Origin of the sequence: Neorhizobium populisoli (genome assembly GCF_019430945.1) — a bacterium.
In the GTDB taxonomy this organism is placed as follows: Bacteria; Pseudomonadota; Alphaproteobacteria; order Rhizobiales; family Rhizobiaceae; genus Neorhizobium; species Neorhizobium populisoli.
The window spans coordinates 313,285-327,223 of record NZ_JAHYCB010000004.1; the positions used below are offsets into that span (position 1 = coordinate 313,285).

13 protein-coding genes are annotated in these 13,939 nt (G+C 61.4%); 4 read left to right on the forward strand and 9 right to left on the reverse strand.

The window, feature by feature from the left end:
• Positions 1–11 precede the first annotated feature (11 nt).
• The 3 genes from KX729_RS12600 to speB all read right to left on the reverse strand — a co-directional run bounded on the left by KX729_RS12600 (position 12) and on the right by speB (position 2,591).
• Complete coding sequence (locus tag KX729_RS12600; protein WP_219742811.1) at positions 12–299, reverse strand: hypothetical protein; 288 nt, start codon at positions 297–299, stop codon at positions 12–14.
• A gap of 72 nt (positions 300–371) precedes the next feature.
• Entirely contained in the window at positions 372–1,460 is a 1,089-nt protein-coding gene (locus tag KX729_RS12605) for an ABC transporter substrate-binding protein (RefSeq protein WP_219742812.1), read from the reverse strand.
• 78 nt (positions 1,461–1,538) lie between these two features.
• Positions 1,539–2,591 (reverse strand): agmatinase, encoded by a 1,053-nt coding sequence (speB, locus tag KX729_RS12610; protein WP_219742813.1) that lies wholly within the window; start codon positions 2,589–2,591, stop codon positions 1,539–1,541.
• Between the two features lie 159 nt (positions 2,592–2,750).
• Here speB and KX729_RS12615 point away from each other — a divergent pair, with 159 nt between their 5' ends.
• A complete protein-coding gene (locus KX729_RS12615) occupies positions 2,751–3,698 on the forward strand; it encodes a LysR substrate-binding domain-containing protein (RefSeq protein ID WP_219742814.1) in 948 nt (315 codons plus the stop codon).
• 245 nt (positions 3,699–3,943) lie between these two features.
• On the opposite strand, the gene KX729_RS12620 is transcribed toward KX729_RS12615, so the two are convergent.
• Positions 3,944–4,774, reverse strand: a complete 831-nt coding sequence (locus tag KX729_RS12620) for an ATP-binding cassette domain-containing protein (protein ID WP_219742815.1) — start codon at positions 4,772–4,774, stop codon at positions 3,944–3,946.
• Positions 4,775–4,915: 141 nt separating this feature from the next.
• On the opposite strand from KX729_RS12620, the gene KX729_RS12625 reads away from it, so the two are divergent.
• Entirely contained in the window at positions 4,916–6,634 is a 1,719-nt protein-coding gene (locus KX729_RS12625) for an ABC transporter ATP-binding protein (RefSeq protein ID WP_219742816.1), read from the forward strand.
• A gap of 49 nt (positions 6,635–6,683) precedes the next feature.
• The gene (locus tag KX729_RS12630; protein WP_219742817.1) at positions 6,684–7,373 is read left to right on the forward strand and encodes a DUF2161 domain-containing phosphodiesterase; all 690 of its coding nucleotides are present in this window, start codon (positions 6,684–6,686) and stop codon (positions 7,371–7,373) included.
• A gap of 70 nt (positions 7,374–7,443) precedes the next feature.
• Here the strand turns inward: KX729_RS12630 and KX729_RS12635 are convergent, their stop codons facing one another.
• Together KX729_RS12635 and KX729_RS12640 are read right to left on the reverse strand one after the other, a co-directional pair.
• On the reverse strand, positions 7,444–7,740 hold the full coding sequence (locus KX729_RS12635) for a hypothetical protein (RefSeq protein ID WP_025554472.1): 297 nt from the start codon (positions 7,738–7,740) through the stop codon (positions 7,444–7,446).
• 117 nt (positions 7,741–7,857) lie between these two features.
• Positions 7,858–8,721, reverse strand: coding sequence for a DMT family transporter (locus tag KX729_RS12640; protein WP_219742818.1), 864 nt, complete (start codon positions 8,719–8,721; stop codon positions 7,858–7,860).
• Between the two features lie 182 nt (positions 8,722–8,903).
• Here KX729_RS12640 and KX729_RS12645 point away from each other — a divergent pair, with 182 nt between their 5' ends.
• Positions 8,904–10,292: an aminotransferase-like domain-containing protein gene (locus KX729_RS12645; protein ID WP_219743123.1), complete on the forward strand. Its 1,389-nt coding sequence runs from the start codon at positions 8,904–8,906 to the stop codon at positions 10,290–10,292.
• Between the two features lie 792 nt (positions 10,293–11,084).
• Here KX729_RS12645 and KX729_RS12650 read toward each other — a convergent pair.
• The 3 genes from KX729_RS12650 to KX729_RS12660 all read right to left on the reverse strand — a co-directional run bounded on the left by KX729_RS12650 (position 11,085) and on the right by KX729_RS12660 (position 13,920).
• Entirely contained in the window at positions 11,085–12,209 is a 1,125-nt protein-coding gene (locus tag KX729_RS12650) for a glycoside hydrolase family 25 protein (RefSeq protein WP_219742819.1), read from the reverse strand.
• A gap of 140 nt (positions 12,210–12,349) precedes the next feature.
• Positions 12,350–12,907: a sugar O-acetyltransferase gene (locus tag KX729_RS12655; protein WP_219742820.1), complete on the reverse strand. Its 558-nt coding sequence runs from the start codon at positions 12,905–12,907 to the stop codon at positions 12,350–12,352.
• Between the two features lie 83 nt (positions 12,908–12,990).
• Positions 12,991–13,920: an SMP-30/gluconolactonase/LRE family protein gene (locus KX729_RS12660; RefSeq protein ID WP_219742821.1), complete on the reverse strand. Its 930-nt coding sequence runs from the start codon at positions 13,918–13,920 to the stop codon at positions 12,991–12,993.
• Positions 13,921–13,939 lie beyond the last annotated feature (19 nt).

Sequence of the window (13,939 nt, forward strand, 5' to 3'; positions counted from 1 at the left end):
ACAGTTGAGAGCTACTTTCTATAGAAAGCGGGTATAATTCGATACCATTGCAGGTAGCCCAACAGGGCAAAGGCCGGCATCGTGATGAATATCGCCTCGGCTGGTGTCGCTAATCCCATATAGATCAGAACGAACAGGATCAGAGATGCAAACACGCCCAGCGGATAGGATAAGACCGAAAGCAGCAATTGGCCGACTGCGACCGGTATCCAGTCGTTTTCAAAGATGAACGCGGAGAGGAGGCTGCCAAGCACGACCAGCAGCACTCCTCCAAGATAGATGGCGACATTGAGTTTCATCGGTCTTTCCGCATCTCGATCAAGACCTTTCTGTCGCGCGACATTCGGGAAAGCAATCCCGCGTGTCTTATCTTACCCGGCGATCATCTCCGTCCACTTTTGGTTCAGGAAGTCGGACTTGGTCTGATAGAGATCGTAACGCGGAATGATCGGCTCGATATCCGAGGACACGGAGGCGAATTCCTTGTCGGACAGATCGAGCAGGCTGCGCTGCACCGTCGGCGAGGTGCCGACCTTGCGGGACAGGATCGCCTGGATCGCCGGCTGGCACATGTAGTTGATGAAGGTGTGGGCCTCCTCGGTCTTCTTCGAGGCGCGCGACAGGGCCCAGCAGCCCGAATCCTGAATGCCGCCTTCCTTCGGGAAGGTGGAGCGGACCGGGTTGCCGTCGGCGGCGGCAAGGCCGGTGACGTCGTGGTAATACTGGCCCATCGGGATTTCGCCCGACTTCAGCGCCTGTTCGAACTGCGCCTCATCGCGATACCAGAGGCGGACGTTCGGCTTCAGTTCGGCAAGCTTTTCGAGCGCCTTGATGATGCCTTCGTCCGTATCGAGCGCCTTGGTGCCGCCCATGAAGGTTTTGGCGGCGACTTCGAGCAGGAAGGAGTTGGAGACGAGCGCGAGCAGGCCGAGCTTGTCGGCCTTGTCCTTGGCCCACATGTCGGCCCAGGAAGTCGGCGCCGTCTTGAAGACGTCGGTGTTGGAAACCAGCGTGATGTACCAGGAAACGGCACCGATGCCGGCGACCTTGCCATCCGGATACTTGTTGACGAAACGCTCGATGAGGTTCTTCGAGTTGGGGATCTTCGCCATATCGAGCGGCGCCCAGAGATTGGTCGACTGGCCTTTCAGCATCGCGACCTGCGACATCATCGAGACGTCGGCCGGGGCGGCACCTGCCTTGGCGGCCTGTTCCAGCTGCACCAGCCAGGCTTCGCCGGTCGGCTCGGCGACGGATTCGACCGCGATGCCGGTCGCCTTGGTGAAATCGGCGAAGATGTTCTTGTCGAAGGAGGTCTTGAAGTAGCCGCCATAGACGCCGACCTTCAGGCTCTTGTCCTGGGCGCGCAGCACGGAGGGCATGGCCAGCATTGAGGCGCCGGCGATGCCGCCGGCGAGGACGCCACGGCGACCAAGCTTGGTGTTGAAGATATCAGACATTCCGTCTCTCCTTTGTTTGCCCGGCCGGCTCGTTGACCGCGGGCGAGTTCCCACTCTTGTTGCTATTTTATGTCGGTTTCAGCCCTTAACGGAAGGGCTGAAGACCATCAGGCTGAGAATTTCGAACAGCATCTGCGCGCCGGCATGCGCGGTATTGGTGGTGGCGTCATATTGCGGTGCCACTTCGACGACGTCGCCGCCGATGATGTTGATGCCCTTCAGGCCGCGGATCAGGTCCAGCACTTCGCGCGTCGTCAGGCCGCCGATTTCAGGCGTGCCGGTGCCCGGCGCAAAACTCGGGTCGAGACTGTCGACGTCGAACGAGACATAGGTCGGGCCATCGCCGACGATCTGTTTCGCCTTCTCGATGATTGCCGGAATGCCCATGCCGGTCACTTCCTCGGCATGGATCACGGTCATGCCGGACTCGTAGGAGAACTCCCAGAGATATTCGGCAGCACCGCGAATGCCGATCTGGATCGTCCGGGTCGGGTCGAGCACGCCATCCAGCACCGCGTTGCGCATCGGGCCGCCGTGGTGGAACTTGGTCTCGTCGAAGAAGCCGCTCGTGTCGCAATGGGCGTCGATATGGATCAGACCGACCGGCGCCTTTTTGCCGACCGCCTTCAGGATCGGGTGGGTGATCGAATGGTCACCGCCGACCGATAGGGGAAGGACGCCCGCATCGACGACCTGGTTGATGCGCTTTTCGATGTCGTCATGGCTCATTTCCAGCCGGTAGCGGCTGCGGAACGGCACGTCGCCGATATCGGCCACGCGCAGCTCATGGGTCGGGGCGCATTCGAGAACGTGGTTGTAAGGCCCGATCCGTTCGATGGCGCGTAGCGCGCGGGGTCCGAAACGGGAGCCGGGGCGGTTGGTGACGCCGAGGTCCATCGGCATGCCGATCAGCGCCACCTCAAGGTCGCCGAAATCCGGGTTTTCTGAATCGACGCCGAGATAGGGCGCATCGAGCAGCGTCGGCAGGCCAGCATAGGGCGCGACGCGGGTGCCCGCCTTGTTGAAGATCTTTTCGCCGACCTTCTTGAACTTTTCGTCAAAAATCTTGCCGCCGGCGGAGTCCGAATATTTTGCCTGCAGTTCTGCAAGCCTCTTTTCGTCGAACGTCATGACTGCCTCACCTGTTTGCCGGCTGCAGAGCGCAGCCTAAATTTTGTCCCCGGCGGTTGGCCGCCTGTGTTTTGATCATTATCCGCCAAGACCGGCTGGAAAAGCAATTGAGATTGTTCTAGCGGTTGATGTGAGAAAAACTAACAATAAGGATCAACGATGGTCAGCCGTCTGCCGCCGCTCAACCCGTTGCGCGCCTTCGAGGCGACGGCCCGGCGCGGCTCGGTTTCGGAGGCCGCCCGCGAACTCAACGTCACACATGGCGCGGTCAGCCATCAGATCAAGGCGCTGGAAGCCTCGCTAAATGTGACGCTCTTCGAGCGCGGCGCCAAGCGGCTTAAACTGACTTCCGAAGGTGCGTTGCTGTTGCCCGCCGTCACCCAGGCTTTCGGCGAGATCGCGGCGGCGACGGCGCAGATGCGGCGTCCGGCGATGACGGGGGAGCTATCGATTACCTGCGTGCCGGCACTGCTCTCCTTCTGGATCGTGCCGCGGCTTAATTCCTTCACGGAACAGTTTCCGGAAGTGAGATTGAAGCTCGCCGCCTCCAACGATCCGGCGGTGCTTCATTCGGCGGATGTGGACGTCTCGATCCTTTACGGCGACGGCAACTGGCCGGATGCCTGGACGCGGTTGTGGAGCAATCTTGAGCTTTTCCCCGTGGCCAGCCCGACTTTGCTCAACAGCCGGCCGCTGCGCTCGATGCGCGATCTGGAGGATCACGTTCTGCTGCATGGCGATGCGGATGGGCGCGAGTGGAATATCTGGCTGGCGGCCGCCAACGCCATCGACCTGCCGCGCCGTCAGCAGCATTTCATGGGGGATGCGCGGTTTTCGACCGAAGCGGCACTGCATGGGCAGGGGATTGCGCTCGGCGACACGATTACAGCCAGCGCCCTGATCGCCAAGGGGGAACTGATCGTGCCGTTCGATTTGAGCGTGACGGCGAACGACGCCTTCTATGTCGCCTGCCGTCCGGCCATGCGCGCAACGCCGATCGTCCGGGTTTTCATCGACTGGATGTTTGCCTCCCTGGAAGCGGATCAGTTGGCGAAACCGCAGACTTCGGCGCGGACGTTGTTGAGGAACAGGCGGGCTGGAGGGTGAGGACGGTGCAGCGCACTCCCTTCTTCCCCCTTGCGGGGGCTCGAAGAGCGGGTTGAGACCCGTGGCTCAACCCCGGCAGTCAGCGGAGCTGACAGATGGGGGTGGTGCCACGAACCCGACGGTAGAATGTGCTGAACCACCCCCCTCTGTCGCCGCTGGCGACATCTCCCTCGCAAGGGGGGAGATCTGGAGGCCGCCGCGCCGCATGCCGTCCATATGCGATAGCTCTGCCATGTCGAGCGACGTCACTGCGCCAGCGCCACCAACCGCCCGCTCGTCGGCTGGCGAATAATATCCATCTGCACATCATAGATCCGCGCCAGCTCGTCCGTCGTCATCACCTCATCCGGCGTGCCATGCGCGATCAGCCGGCCGGAATGCAGCGCGACGATCTCGTCGCAGAAGCGCGCAGCCATGTTGATATCGTGCAGAACCGTAATCACGGTAATGCCCTTTTCCCGGCAAAGATCATGCGTCAGCGACAGCACTTCCAGCTGATGGCCGATATCAAGTGCCGAGATCGGCTCGTCGAGCAGCAGGCAGGTCGCATCCTGCGCCACCAGCATGGCAAGCCAGACACGCTGGCGTTCGCCGCCGGACAGGCTGTCCACCATGCGGTCGGCGAATTTGCCGATCGAGGTCAGTTCGATCGCTTCCTCGACTTTCGCTTTGTCGGTGGCGCTGAAGCGGCCGAGTGCGCCGTGCCAGGGGTAGCGGCCAAGCGCTACCAGTTCCTTGACCAGCATGCCAGGGGCGGCCGGCGTGCGCTGCGGCAAATAGGCGAGGCGGCGGGCGAAATCACGGGAACCCCAATCTTCAAGCTTTTTGCCTTCGAACGTGATCGTGCCGCCGCTCGCCGGTTGCTGCCGGCCGATCAGCTTCAGAAGCGTCGATTTGCCGGAACCGTTATGGCCAATCAGCGCGATGGATTTACCGGCGGTCAGATCAAGCGTAAGGGGATGCAGCAGAACGCGCCCCTCTATCGCGAAACTGACATCCCGTAGGGATAAAAAAACGTCGTTTTTGTCTGTGGCTGCGGTGCGGCCGTCGCGCGACGATAGAAGAATACTATCCATTCGGTCCTGATTTCGACTATGGAGGCTGGGTTCGAATATGGAGAATTTGGGTCATGTTTCGCCAATTTCGTTCCGGCGGTCAACCGCACCTTTCCAACGATTTGCAATGCAACACTGCTAAAAATTGAAATGATGGTCTGAATGCTTCGCCGTTTCTTCTCCTATTACCGGCCATATCGCGGGCTTTTTCTGCTGGATTTCGGGTGTGCCGTTTTGTCCGGCGTGCTCGAGCTCGCCTTCCCGATGGCGGTGAAACTGTTCATCGACCGACTGCTCTTGAGCCATGAATGGGTGCTGATTCTGGCAGCGTCCGTGGCGCTGCTGATAATCTATGTCATCAATACCGGCCTGATGGCGGTCGTCACCTATTGGGGCCATATGCTCGGGATCAATATCGAGACCGACATGCGCCGGGCGGCCTTCAGCCACCTGCAAAAACTCTCCTTCAGCTATTTCGACAACCAGAAGACCGGCCATATCGTCGGCCGCCTGACCAAGGATCTGGAAGAGATCGGCGAGGTGGCGCATCACGGGCCGGAAGACCTGTTCATTGCGCTGATGACCTTTGCCGGCGCGCTGGTGCTGATGTTCTCGGTCAATTGGCAGCTGGCGCTGATCACCGCGCTTGTCGTGCCGCTGACGGCCTGGGTCACCAGCCATTTTGGCGGCCGGATGACCAACAATTTCCGCAAGCTCTTCGGCCGGGTGGGTGATTTCAACACCCGTATCGAGGAAAATGTCGGCGGCATCCGCGTGGTGCAGGCCTTCGCCAATGAAAGCCATGAGCGGGCGCTGTTCGAAAAGGACAACCAGAATTATCGCCGCGTCAAGCTGGAAGCCTACAAGCTGATGGCCGCATCCAGCTCGCTGAGCTATATGAGCATGCGCCTGACGCAGATGATCGTCATGATCGCTGGCGCCTATTTCGTGCTCTCCGGCGAGCTGACCGCCGGCGGCTTCATCGGTTTCCTTCTGCTGGTCACCGTGTTCTTTCGTCCGGTCGAGAAGATCAACTCGGTCATCGAAACCTATCCGAAGGGCATTGCCGGTTTCCGGCGCTTTACCGAACTGATCGATACCGAGCCGGATATCGCCGATGCGCCGGACGCCGTCACCGTCGATCACCTGGAGGGTGAGATCGTCTACAAGGACGTCTCCTTCGGTTACGACCGGGACAAGCCGGTGCTGAAGGGCGTCAACCTGCATATCCGCGCCGGTGAAACGATCGCCTTTGTTGGGCCGTCCGGTGCGGGCAAGACGACGATCTGTTCGCTCCTGCCGCGTTTCTATGAGATCGGCTCCGGCAGTATATCGGTCGATGGCATCGATATCCGCCAGATGACCAAGATTTCGCTGCGCCAGCAGATCGGCATCGTGCAGCAGGACGTCTTCCTGTTCGGTGGCACGATCCGCGAAAACATCGCCTATGGCCGTCTCGGTGCGTCGGAGAAGGACATTGTCGAAGCCGCCCGCCGGGCGCGTCTCGAAGATATGTTGGCCGGCCTCCCAGATGGCCTCGATACGATGATCGGCGAGCGTGGCGTGAAACTCTCCGGTGGCCAGAAACAGCGCGTCGCGATCGCCCGCATGTTCCTGAAAAACCCGCCGATCCTGATCCTCGACGAAGCCACCTCGGCGCTGGACACGGAAACCGAACGCGCCATCCAGCGCTCGCTTGCCGAGCTGTCGCAGGGCCGCACCACGCTCGTCATCGCTCATCGCCTCGCCACCATCCAGGGCGCCGACCGCATCGTCGTCATCGACGGCTCCGGCATCGTCGAACAGGGCACGCATCAGGAACTCGTCGCCCGCCGCGGCGCCTATAACAGGCTGCATTCCGCGCAGGTGGGGATGATGTGATGGGGGCCTCATGATACGGTCCGGCGACTGATTCATTTCGCCGGACCGCATGGAAACCTCCCTCTACCAGCCCGTCAAAACCTTTCTCGAAAGCTTCGGCTACGAAGTGAAAGGCGAGGTGGGTGGCTGCGACATGGTCGGGCTGATGGATACCGAGCCGCCGGTTGTGGTTGTCTGCGAGCTGAAACTTTCCTTCAATCTCGAGCTCATCCTGCAGGCGGTCGATCGGGGCAATGCGTCCGACGAGGTCTGGATCGCCGCCCGCGTCTCCGCCAAGGGCAGGGGGCGCGAGGCGGATCGGCGGTATCGCGATCTCTGCCGGAGGTTGGGGATCGGCATGCTCGGCGTCTCGGATCAAGGCGAGGTTTCGGTTCTGGTCAGCTCCGTCTCGCCGATGCCGCGCACTAATCCGAAACGGCGGACACGGCTGATCAAGGAGCATCGCAAGCGGCGCGGAGACCCGGCGGTTGGCGGCAGTACGAAAATTCCGGTAATGACGGCTTACCGACAACAGGCGCTGGCATGTGCTGCGCTGCTCGTAGACGGACCTTTAAGGCCGCGTGACCTTAAGACTGCGGGGCCGAATGCAGGTGCCATTCTGCTTGCCAATTATTATGGTTGGTTCGAGCGGGTGGAGAAGGGTGTTTATGCGCTGACCGATCCGGGTCGGCGGGCGCTGCAGCGCTGGCCGCAGGAGCGAGTTTCGGAAAGCCCGACCGATGCCGTCTCGACTTCTTAAAATGACAAACCGCCCGCCTTTCGGCGGACGGTCTGTTGGTTGGCACTCTGTCAGCTGAGTGTTAACCCGATTACGGCTGCGTACCCGTGCCACCAGCCGGCGGCGTTGCCGGGGCCGGGGTGGCCGGGGCGGGGGTTGCCGGAGCGGCCGGCGCATTATTGGTAACCGGCGGGTTGGTAGACGACGTGGTCTGCGGGTCGGTGGACGAACCACCCATCTGCGACCAGACGAAAGCGCCGACGAGGATGACGGCGATTACAGCTACCCAGCCGACCCACGAAGAGCTGCCCGAACGGGAAACCTGCGTGGTGTTGGTGACTTCCGGGTTACGGAACTCGTTCTGCCTGTCATTGGGATCAAAAGCCATTTCACTTCCTCCTTCTTCATGCCAGACGTGGCCTGCACACGGTCAGATAATGCCAAGAAGGAAGTTTGGTTCCCATTTTCGTGAACGGGTGTGTTGAGACGACACAGGCCTTTGCGATCAGCGCGCGAACTTTTTCGCGCCGGCCACGCAGGCAACGACCGCAAGCGTCGCCGCGAACATGCCGGCATTGACGGTTTCGCCGAGCAGTAGCGAAGCGAGCACCAGGCCCAAAAACGGCTGTAGCAGTTGCAGTTGCCCGACCCCGGCAATGCCGCCGAGCGCCAGCCCGCGATACCAGAAGATGAAGCCGATCAGCATGCTGAACAGCGAGACATAACCCAGTCCCAGCCAGGCGGCGTTCCCGCCTTCCGGAAATACCTGCGGCATGGTCACGAAGACGGCCGGCAGCATGATGGGCAGGGAAATGGCGAGCGCCCAGGAAATCACCTGCCAGCCGCCGAGCTTTCGCGAAAGCCGCGCCCCTTCCGCATAACCAAGGCCGCAGACGATAACGGCCGCCAGCATCAGCAGGTCGCCGACCAGCGAGGCCGTCTGTTCCTGAAACAGCGCGAAACCCGCAACGATGGCGCTGCCGAGGCAGGAGAACAGCCAGAAGACCGGCTTCGGCCGCTCGCCGCCGCGGATGACGCCGAAGATGGCGGTCGCCACCGGCAACAGGCCGATGAAGACGATGGAATGCGCCGAGGTGATATGTTTCAGGGCAAGTGCGGTAAACAGCGGAAATCCGATCACCACACCGAGCGAAACAACAACGAGCGGCACGACATCTTCCCGGGCCGGGCGCTTTTCCCGAAAGGCCAACAGCAGCAGGCAGGCGAGCAGACCGGCGATCGAGGCACGCGCGACCGTCAGGAACAGCGGATCGAACCCCGCCACCGCGACACGCGTGGCCGGCAGCGAGCCACTGAAGATCAGCACGCCCATCATCCCGCTCGCCCAGCCGCTTGTCGTATTGTTCATCGGTTCGGTCCTTCCATCGCCATTCTCCTGCGCGCGCCATCCTTGGACATCGGCTCTCCGACATTCCTTTGGGATCGGCCCCACATTTGTCTGCTATCGACGAATTGTCGTAGCGCTGCCAGAGACGATCCATTACAATTTCGAGAAACTGTAATGGAGAACGGAGCAGTACAGTGGATGTGATGCGTGATCGCGGTTTGGGGCGCACCGATGCGGTCATGGCGGAAATCCGCAGCCGCATTGCCGGCCGCGGACTGTTGCCAGGCGCCCGGCTGCCGTCCGTCCGCGCCTTCGCCAAGACCATGCAAGTTTCCGTTTCGACCGTGGTCGAGGCCTATGAACGGCTGGCGGCGGAGGGGTTGATCCGCGCCCGGCCGGGTTCTGGATTTTATGTGTCGAGCCCGCTTGCGCCGCTGTCGCTCTCCGATATCGGCCCGAAGCTCGATCGTGAGATCGATCCGCTCTGGGTATCGCGGCAAGCTTTGGAAGATACGGATTATCTGAAACCCGGCTGCGGTTGGCTGCCGCCGTCCTGGTTGCCGCAGGAGGCGATCCGGCGGGCATTGCGCAATCTGGCGCGCAGCGACGATCCGCTGCTGACCGACTACGGCACACCGCTCGGCTCCCTGCCGCTGCGCCAACTCCTGTCGCGGCGCATGGCAGGCCACGGCATTTCGGCAGCGCCGGAACAGATCATACTGACCGATTCCGGCACCTATGCGATTGACCTCATCTGCCGTTTCCTGCTTGAGCCGGGCGATACGGTATTGGTCGACGATCCCTGTTATTTCAATTTCCATGCGCTTCTGCGCGCCCACCGGGCCAATGTCGTCAGCGTGCCGATGACGCCGGCCGGGCCGGATGTCGAAGCCTTTGGCCGAATGCTGGAGGAGCATCGGCCGCGGCTCTACATCACCAATTCGGCGATCCACAATCCGACCGGCGCGGTGCTTTCCCCGGTCGTGGCCCATCGGTTGCTGAAACTGGCCGACAAGGCGGGGCTCATCATCGTCGAGGACGATATCTTTGCCGATCTCGAATACGAGCCGGCACCGCGGCTTGCCGCTTTCGACGGGCTCGACCGCGTTATCCATATCGGTAGCTTTTCAAAAACGCTGTCGGCTTCTGTGCGCTGCGGTTTCATTGCCGCCCGTCCGGACTGGATCGAGGGACTGGTCGACCTGAAGACCGCCACCCATTTCTCCTCCGGCAGGCTTCCGGCCGAGGTTGTCCTGTCTATCCTGACTGACGGCAGCTATCGCCGTTATCTCGATGAATTGCGGCTGCGGTTATCGAAGGCGATGAAACAGACGATCGCCAGCCTCGCACCGCTCGACATCACGCCCTGGCACATGCCTCAATCCGGCATGCTGCTGTGGTGCCGGCTGCCGGACGGGGTAGAGGCGGCGGAGGTGGCCCGCGCGTGTCTCGCCGACCATATCGTGCTCGCCCCCGGCAATGTCTTCAGCCAGGCGCCGGATGCGGGACGCTTCCTGCGGTTCAACGTGGCACAGTCGGGGGATGCGAGGGTTTTCGAGAGTTTGGGGAGGGCGTTGAGGAAGGCGGGGTGAGGGGTATTTTCTTCGCACTGAATAGGAGAAAATAGGTGGCTGTTCTGCCGTGTGATACCCCCCTCTGCCCTGCCGGGCATCTCCCCCACAGGTGGGGAGATTGGCTGGGCGCACCGGTTTACCCAAACAATGGACGTTGCGAGTGCCGCTTCTGTAAATGAGTATCCCGTGCATCACTTTTAGACGGTAAATGCCGCTGGAAGTTCGTGCCGCGAGTCAATCTCCCCACCTGTGGGGGAGATGCCCGGCAGGGCAGAGGGGGGTATAGCGGGGGATGTCGAAAGAGATTTCCCGAACAAAAACAAACAACCCACCCTCCAATCTTCCACGCCCCACCACTCGCACCTACAATCCCCCTGCTTCCGTCGCCGGAGTGTTTCGCGAGACGTTCGCGGGCAGGCGGAGGCCGGCGCTTTCATTGGAACCGTAACGTGCGGCAATGGTGGAAGAGGTGAAAGCCATGGAGCGCGCGTCTGAAAGGGCGGCACTCTTATCAAGCGTCCCCCTGGCCGCCAGGTCGGGTTCGGTTTGAGCCGTGCAAGCGCTAAGAGCAATCTTGCGTGCAGAGAAGGCGAGGCAATCACCTGTAGGGACCGGAAGTCCCGAAAGAACGCCGAAGGCCACGCGAATGCGGAGCCACCATTACTAAAACTGCTTGAGGTTCCGCATTCGTGTGGGCTCTCCGATATTTGACATCACCATGGCGGGAGACCGCGCGTGGGCGGATAGGTGTGACCTTCAGAGTGCCGGCCGGAAGTCGACAAAATCGGTTTCAGCGACGCCTAACGCTCATCAATTCCGCGCCATCGCCGCACCCGGCGCAACCCAGCGGTGCCATTGCTCCTCGGAACCTGAGAACACGTTCAGATCGATCTTCTCGTTGACGCCCTGCGACATGCCGGAGCCGGAATATTGCCAGAAGACCCACTTGCGGTTTGGATAGACCTTGGAGGGATGCTGGGCGACGGCGCGCAGCCAGAAGGGGTAGTCCTGGAACTGGCCCTGCAGATTGTCCTCGTAGAAATCCGGCGCGGTGTAGATGATCGGGCGCTGGCCGTAGTGGCGCTCCAGCTTGTCCATGAAGACCTGCATCTTTTCCAAGACCTTGGCGCGGGAAATGTTCTGCTTGCAGCTGGACTGGCCGTTCCATTCCACGTCGATGACCGGCGGCAGTGCGTCGGGGTCGCGCGGCACATTGCGGATGAACCAGTCGGCCTGTTCGCTGGCCACACGGCACCAGTAGAAAAAATGGTAGGCGCCGCGCTTGATGCCGGCGACCTTGGCGCGGTACCAGTTGGTCTTGAACATCGGGTCGAGATGATCGCCGCCATCCGTCGCCTTGATATAGGCGAAGTTGGCGCCCTGGGTGCGCAGCATCGGCCAGTCGATCTCGCCCTGCCAACGGGAAACGTCGACACCGTGGACTGGATAGTTGCGCGGCGTCACGCGGCCGAAATTGATCGGCTTGGCGTCGCGGAACCGGTGGCCGTAGATGCGCATGCGCTCGCCGCGGCGAAGGGTGGCGTCCGGCAGCATTGGCCGTTGCGGCATCATCGCGGCGATCGGCCGATCGGCCGGCAGCGGCATGCCGACGGTCGTCTGCTGCCGGAAAGCCTGCGGATCCGGCGCGTGGCCCGCCCAGGCAAGTGTTTCCACATGCTCTTCCGGCTGCTGCACCGCGGCGGGCGGCATCGTCATGGTCTGGGGCATCGACTGAGCCGCCATCTGCTGCGATGCGCCGACCCGCGAGGATTTGCCGACGGCGACGGACGGAACAGGCGTGACGGGTTGGACGACGGAGCCGGTCGTTTCCTGCGCATTGACGCCGGCGGCGAGATTTTCCGGACCGGAATTCGAGGCGCAACCGGCCAGAACGAGGCAGGTGGCGAGGAGATATGGCACAGCCGACAGACGCATTTTGAACCCGTACGCAAAACAACCGGAAACGGCAGAACACGCCGCTCAACATCCCTGGGTCGACACCCTTGAGGAATTGCTAACGGAAAATTACCAAGAAATGCTGAATGCAATCTTTACGTCGAGGAGTTGTCTCTAAATTAGTCGCGCGGCTTGACGGGCCTGGCCGGATTTCCGACGACGGTGGCGCCGGCGGGCACATCGCGGGTGACGACAGATCCCGCCCCGACGATCGCGCCGTCGCCGATCGTTACGCCACCGAGGATGATCGCACCGCCGCCGATCCAGACATCTTTGCCGATCGTCACCGGCCTTGCGATCTCCATACCTTGCGAGCGCAGGGCGGGATCGCGGTGATGATCGGCGCAATAGATGTGAACGCCGGGACCGAACATCGAACGTGCGCCGATCTTCACCGGGGCAGAGTCGAGAATGGTGCAGCCGGCATTCATATAGACTGCGTCGCCGAGGTGAAGATTCATGCCATAGGAGCAATGAAACGGCGCTTCCAGAAAAGCCGTCTCAGAGACCTCGAGAAACAGGGCTCGAAGTGCCGGCGCCATGGCACCGCGCTCGGCGGGCGGCATGGTGTTATGCGCATGGCAGGCAGCCCGGGCGAGGTCGCGCAAGGCATCGAGCTCCGGATCGAGGCAGCAATACCATTCGCCCGCCGCCATTTTTCCCCGCTCACTCACCATGCGCTATCCTCCCTGCAGAAAGGATTTTTCGCATGGTGCAGGAATATTGTCAGCCTGGATACTGGCAGACCGCCGGCTTGTCCTCACCGAAGTTCGCTATAGGACAGCTTGTATCCCGGCTCCGGCCATTCCAGCGCCATCAGCTGACCGGTGCCGGACATGGTCACATAAGCAGTCTTCATATCCGGCCCACCGAAAGCGATATTGGTGGTGAAGAAATCGCCAATCGGCACCTGCCGCAAAAGTTCGCCGGTCGGGCTGACGACCGAGATGCAATTGCCGACGATGGTGGCGATGCAGAGATTGCCGGCCGCATCGACAGCCATCGAGCCGAAACGGTGGTAATTGCCCATGTCGATGACCAGCCGGCCGCCATGCGGCGAGGGGAAGGGGCGCTTTTCCACCTTGCCCGGCGCGACGATATCGAAAGCCCATGCGCGGCCGGTTTCCGTCTCGGCGACGTAGACAGTTTTCCCGTCCGGCGACAGCGCCACACCGTTCGGCGTGATCATCGGATAGGCGATCTCGGTGATATAGGAACCGTCGGCCTTAGCGTAATAAAGCCCGCCATTCATGCGGTAGCGCGGATAGAGCTTGCCGAAATCGGTGAAATAGAAACCGCCATGCTCGTCGAAGACCAGATCATTCGGGCCGACCAGATGATGGTCGCCGCAGCGGTCGTAGAGGACTTCGGTCTTGCCGGTATCGGGATCGAGCCGCTGGAGGTAGCCGCCGGCATAACCTTCCGGCACGCCGGGTTTCATGCGGGTCAACTCGCCTTCCTGGAAAAACAGGAAGCCGCCGTTGTTGCAGACATAGAGCATGCCGTCCGGCCCGACCGCCAGCCCGTTCGGCCCGCCGCCAAGTTCTGCGACGACCTCGATCCGACCATCCGGCGTGACACGGCTCACCGCCTTGCGCTCGATCTCGACGACGAAGACCGAGCCGTCGGAACAGACGACCGGCCCTTCCGGAAAGCGCAATCCGGTCGCGACAATGCGGCGATTATCCATGAAATATTCCTCCCTCAAA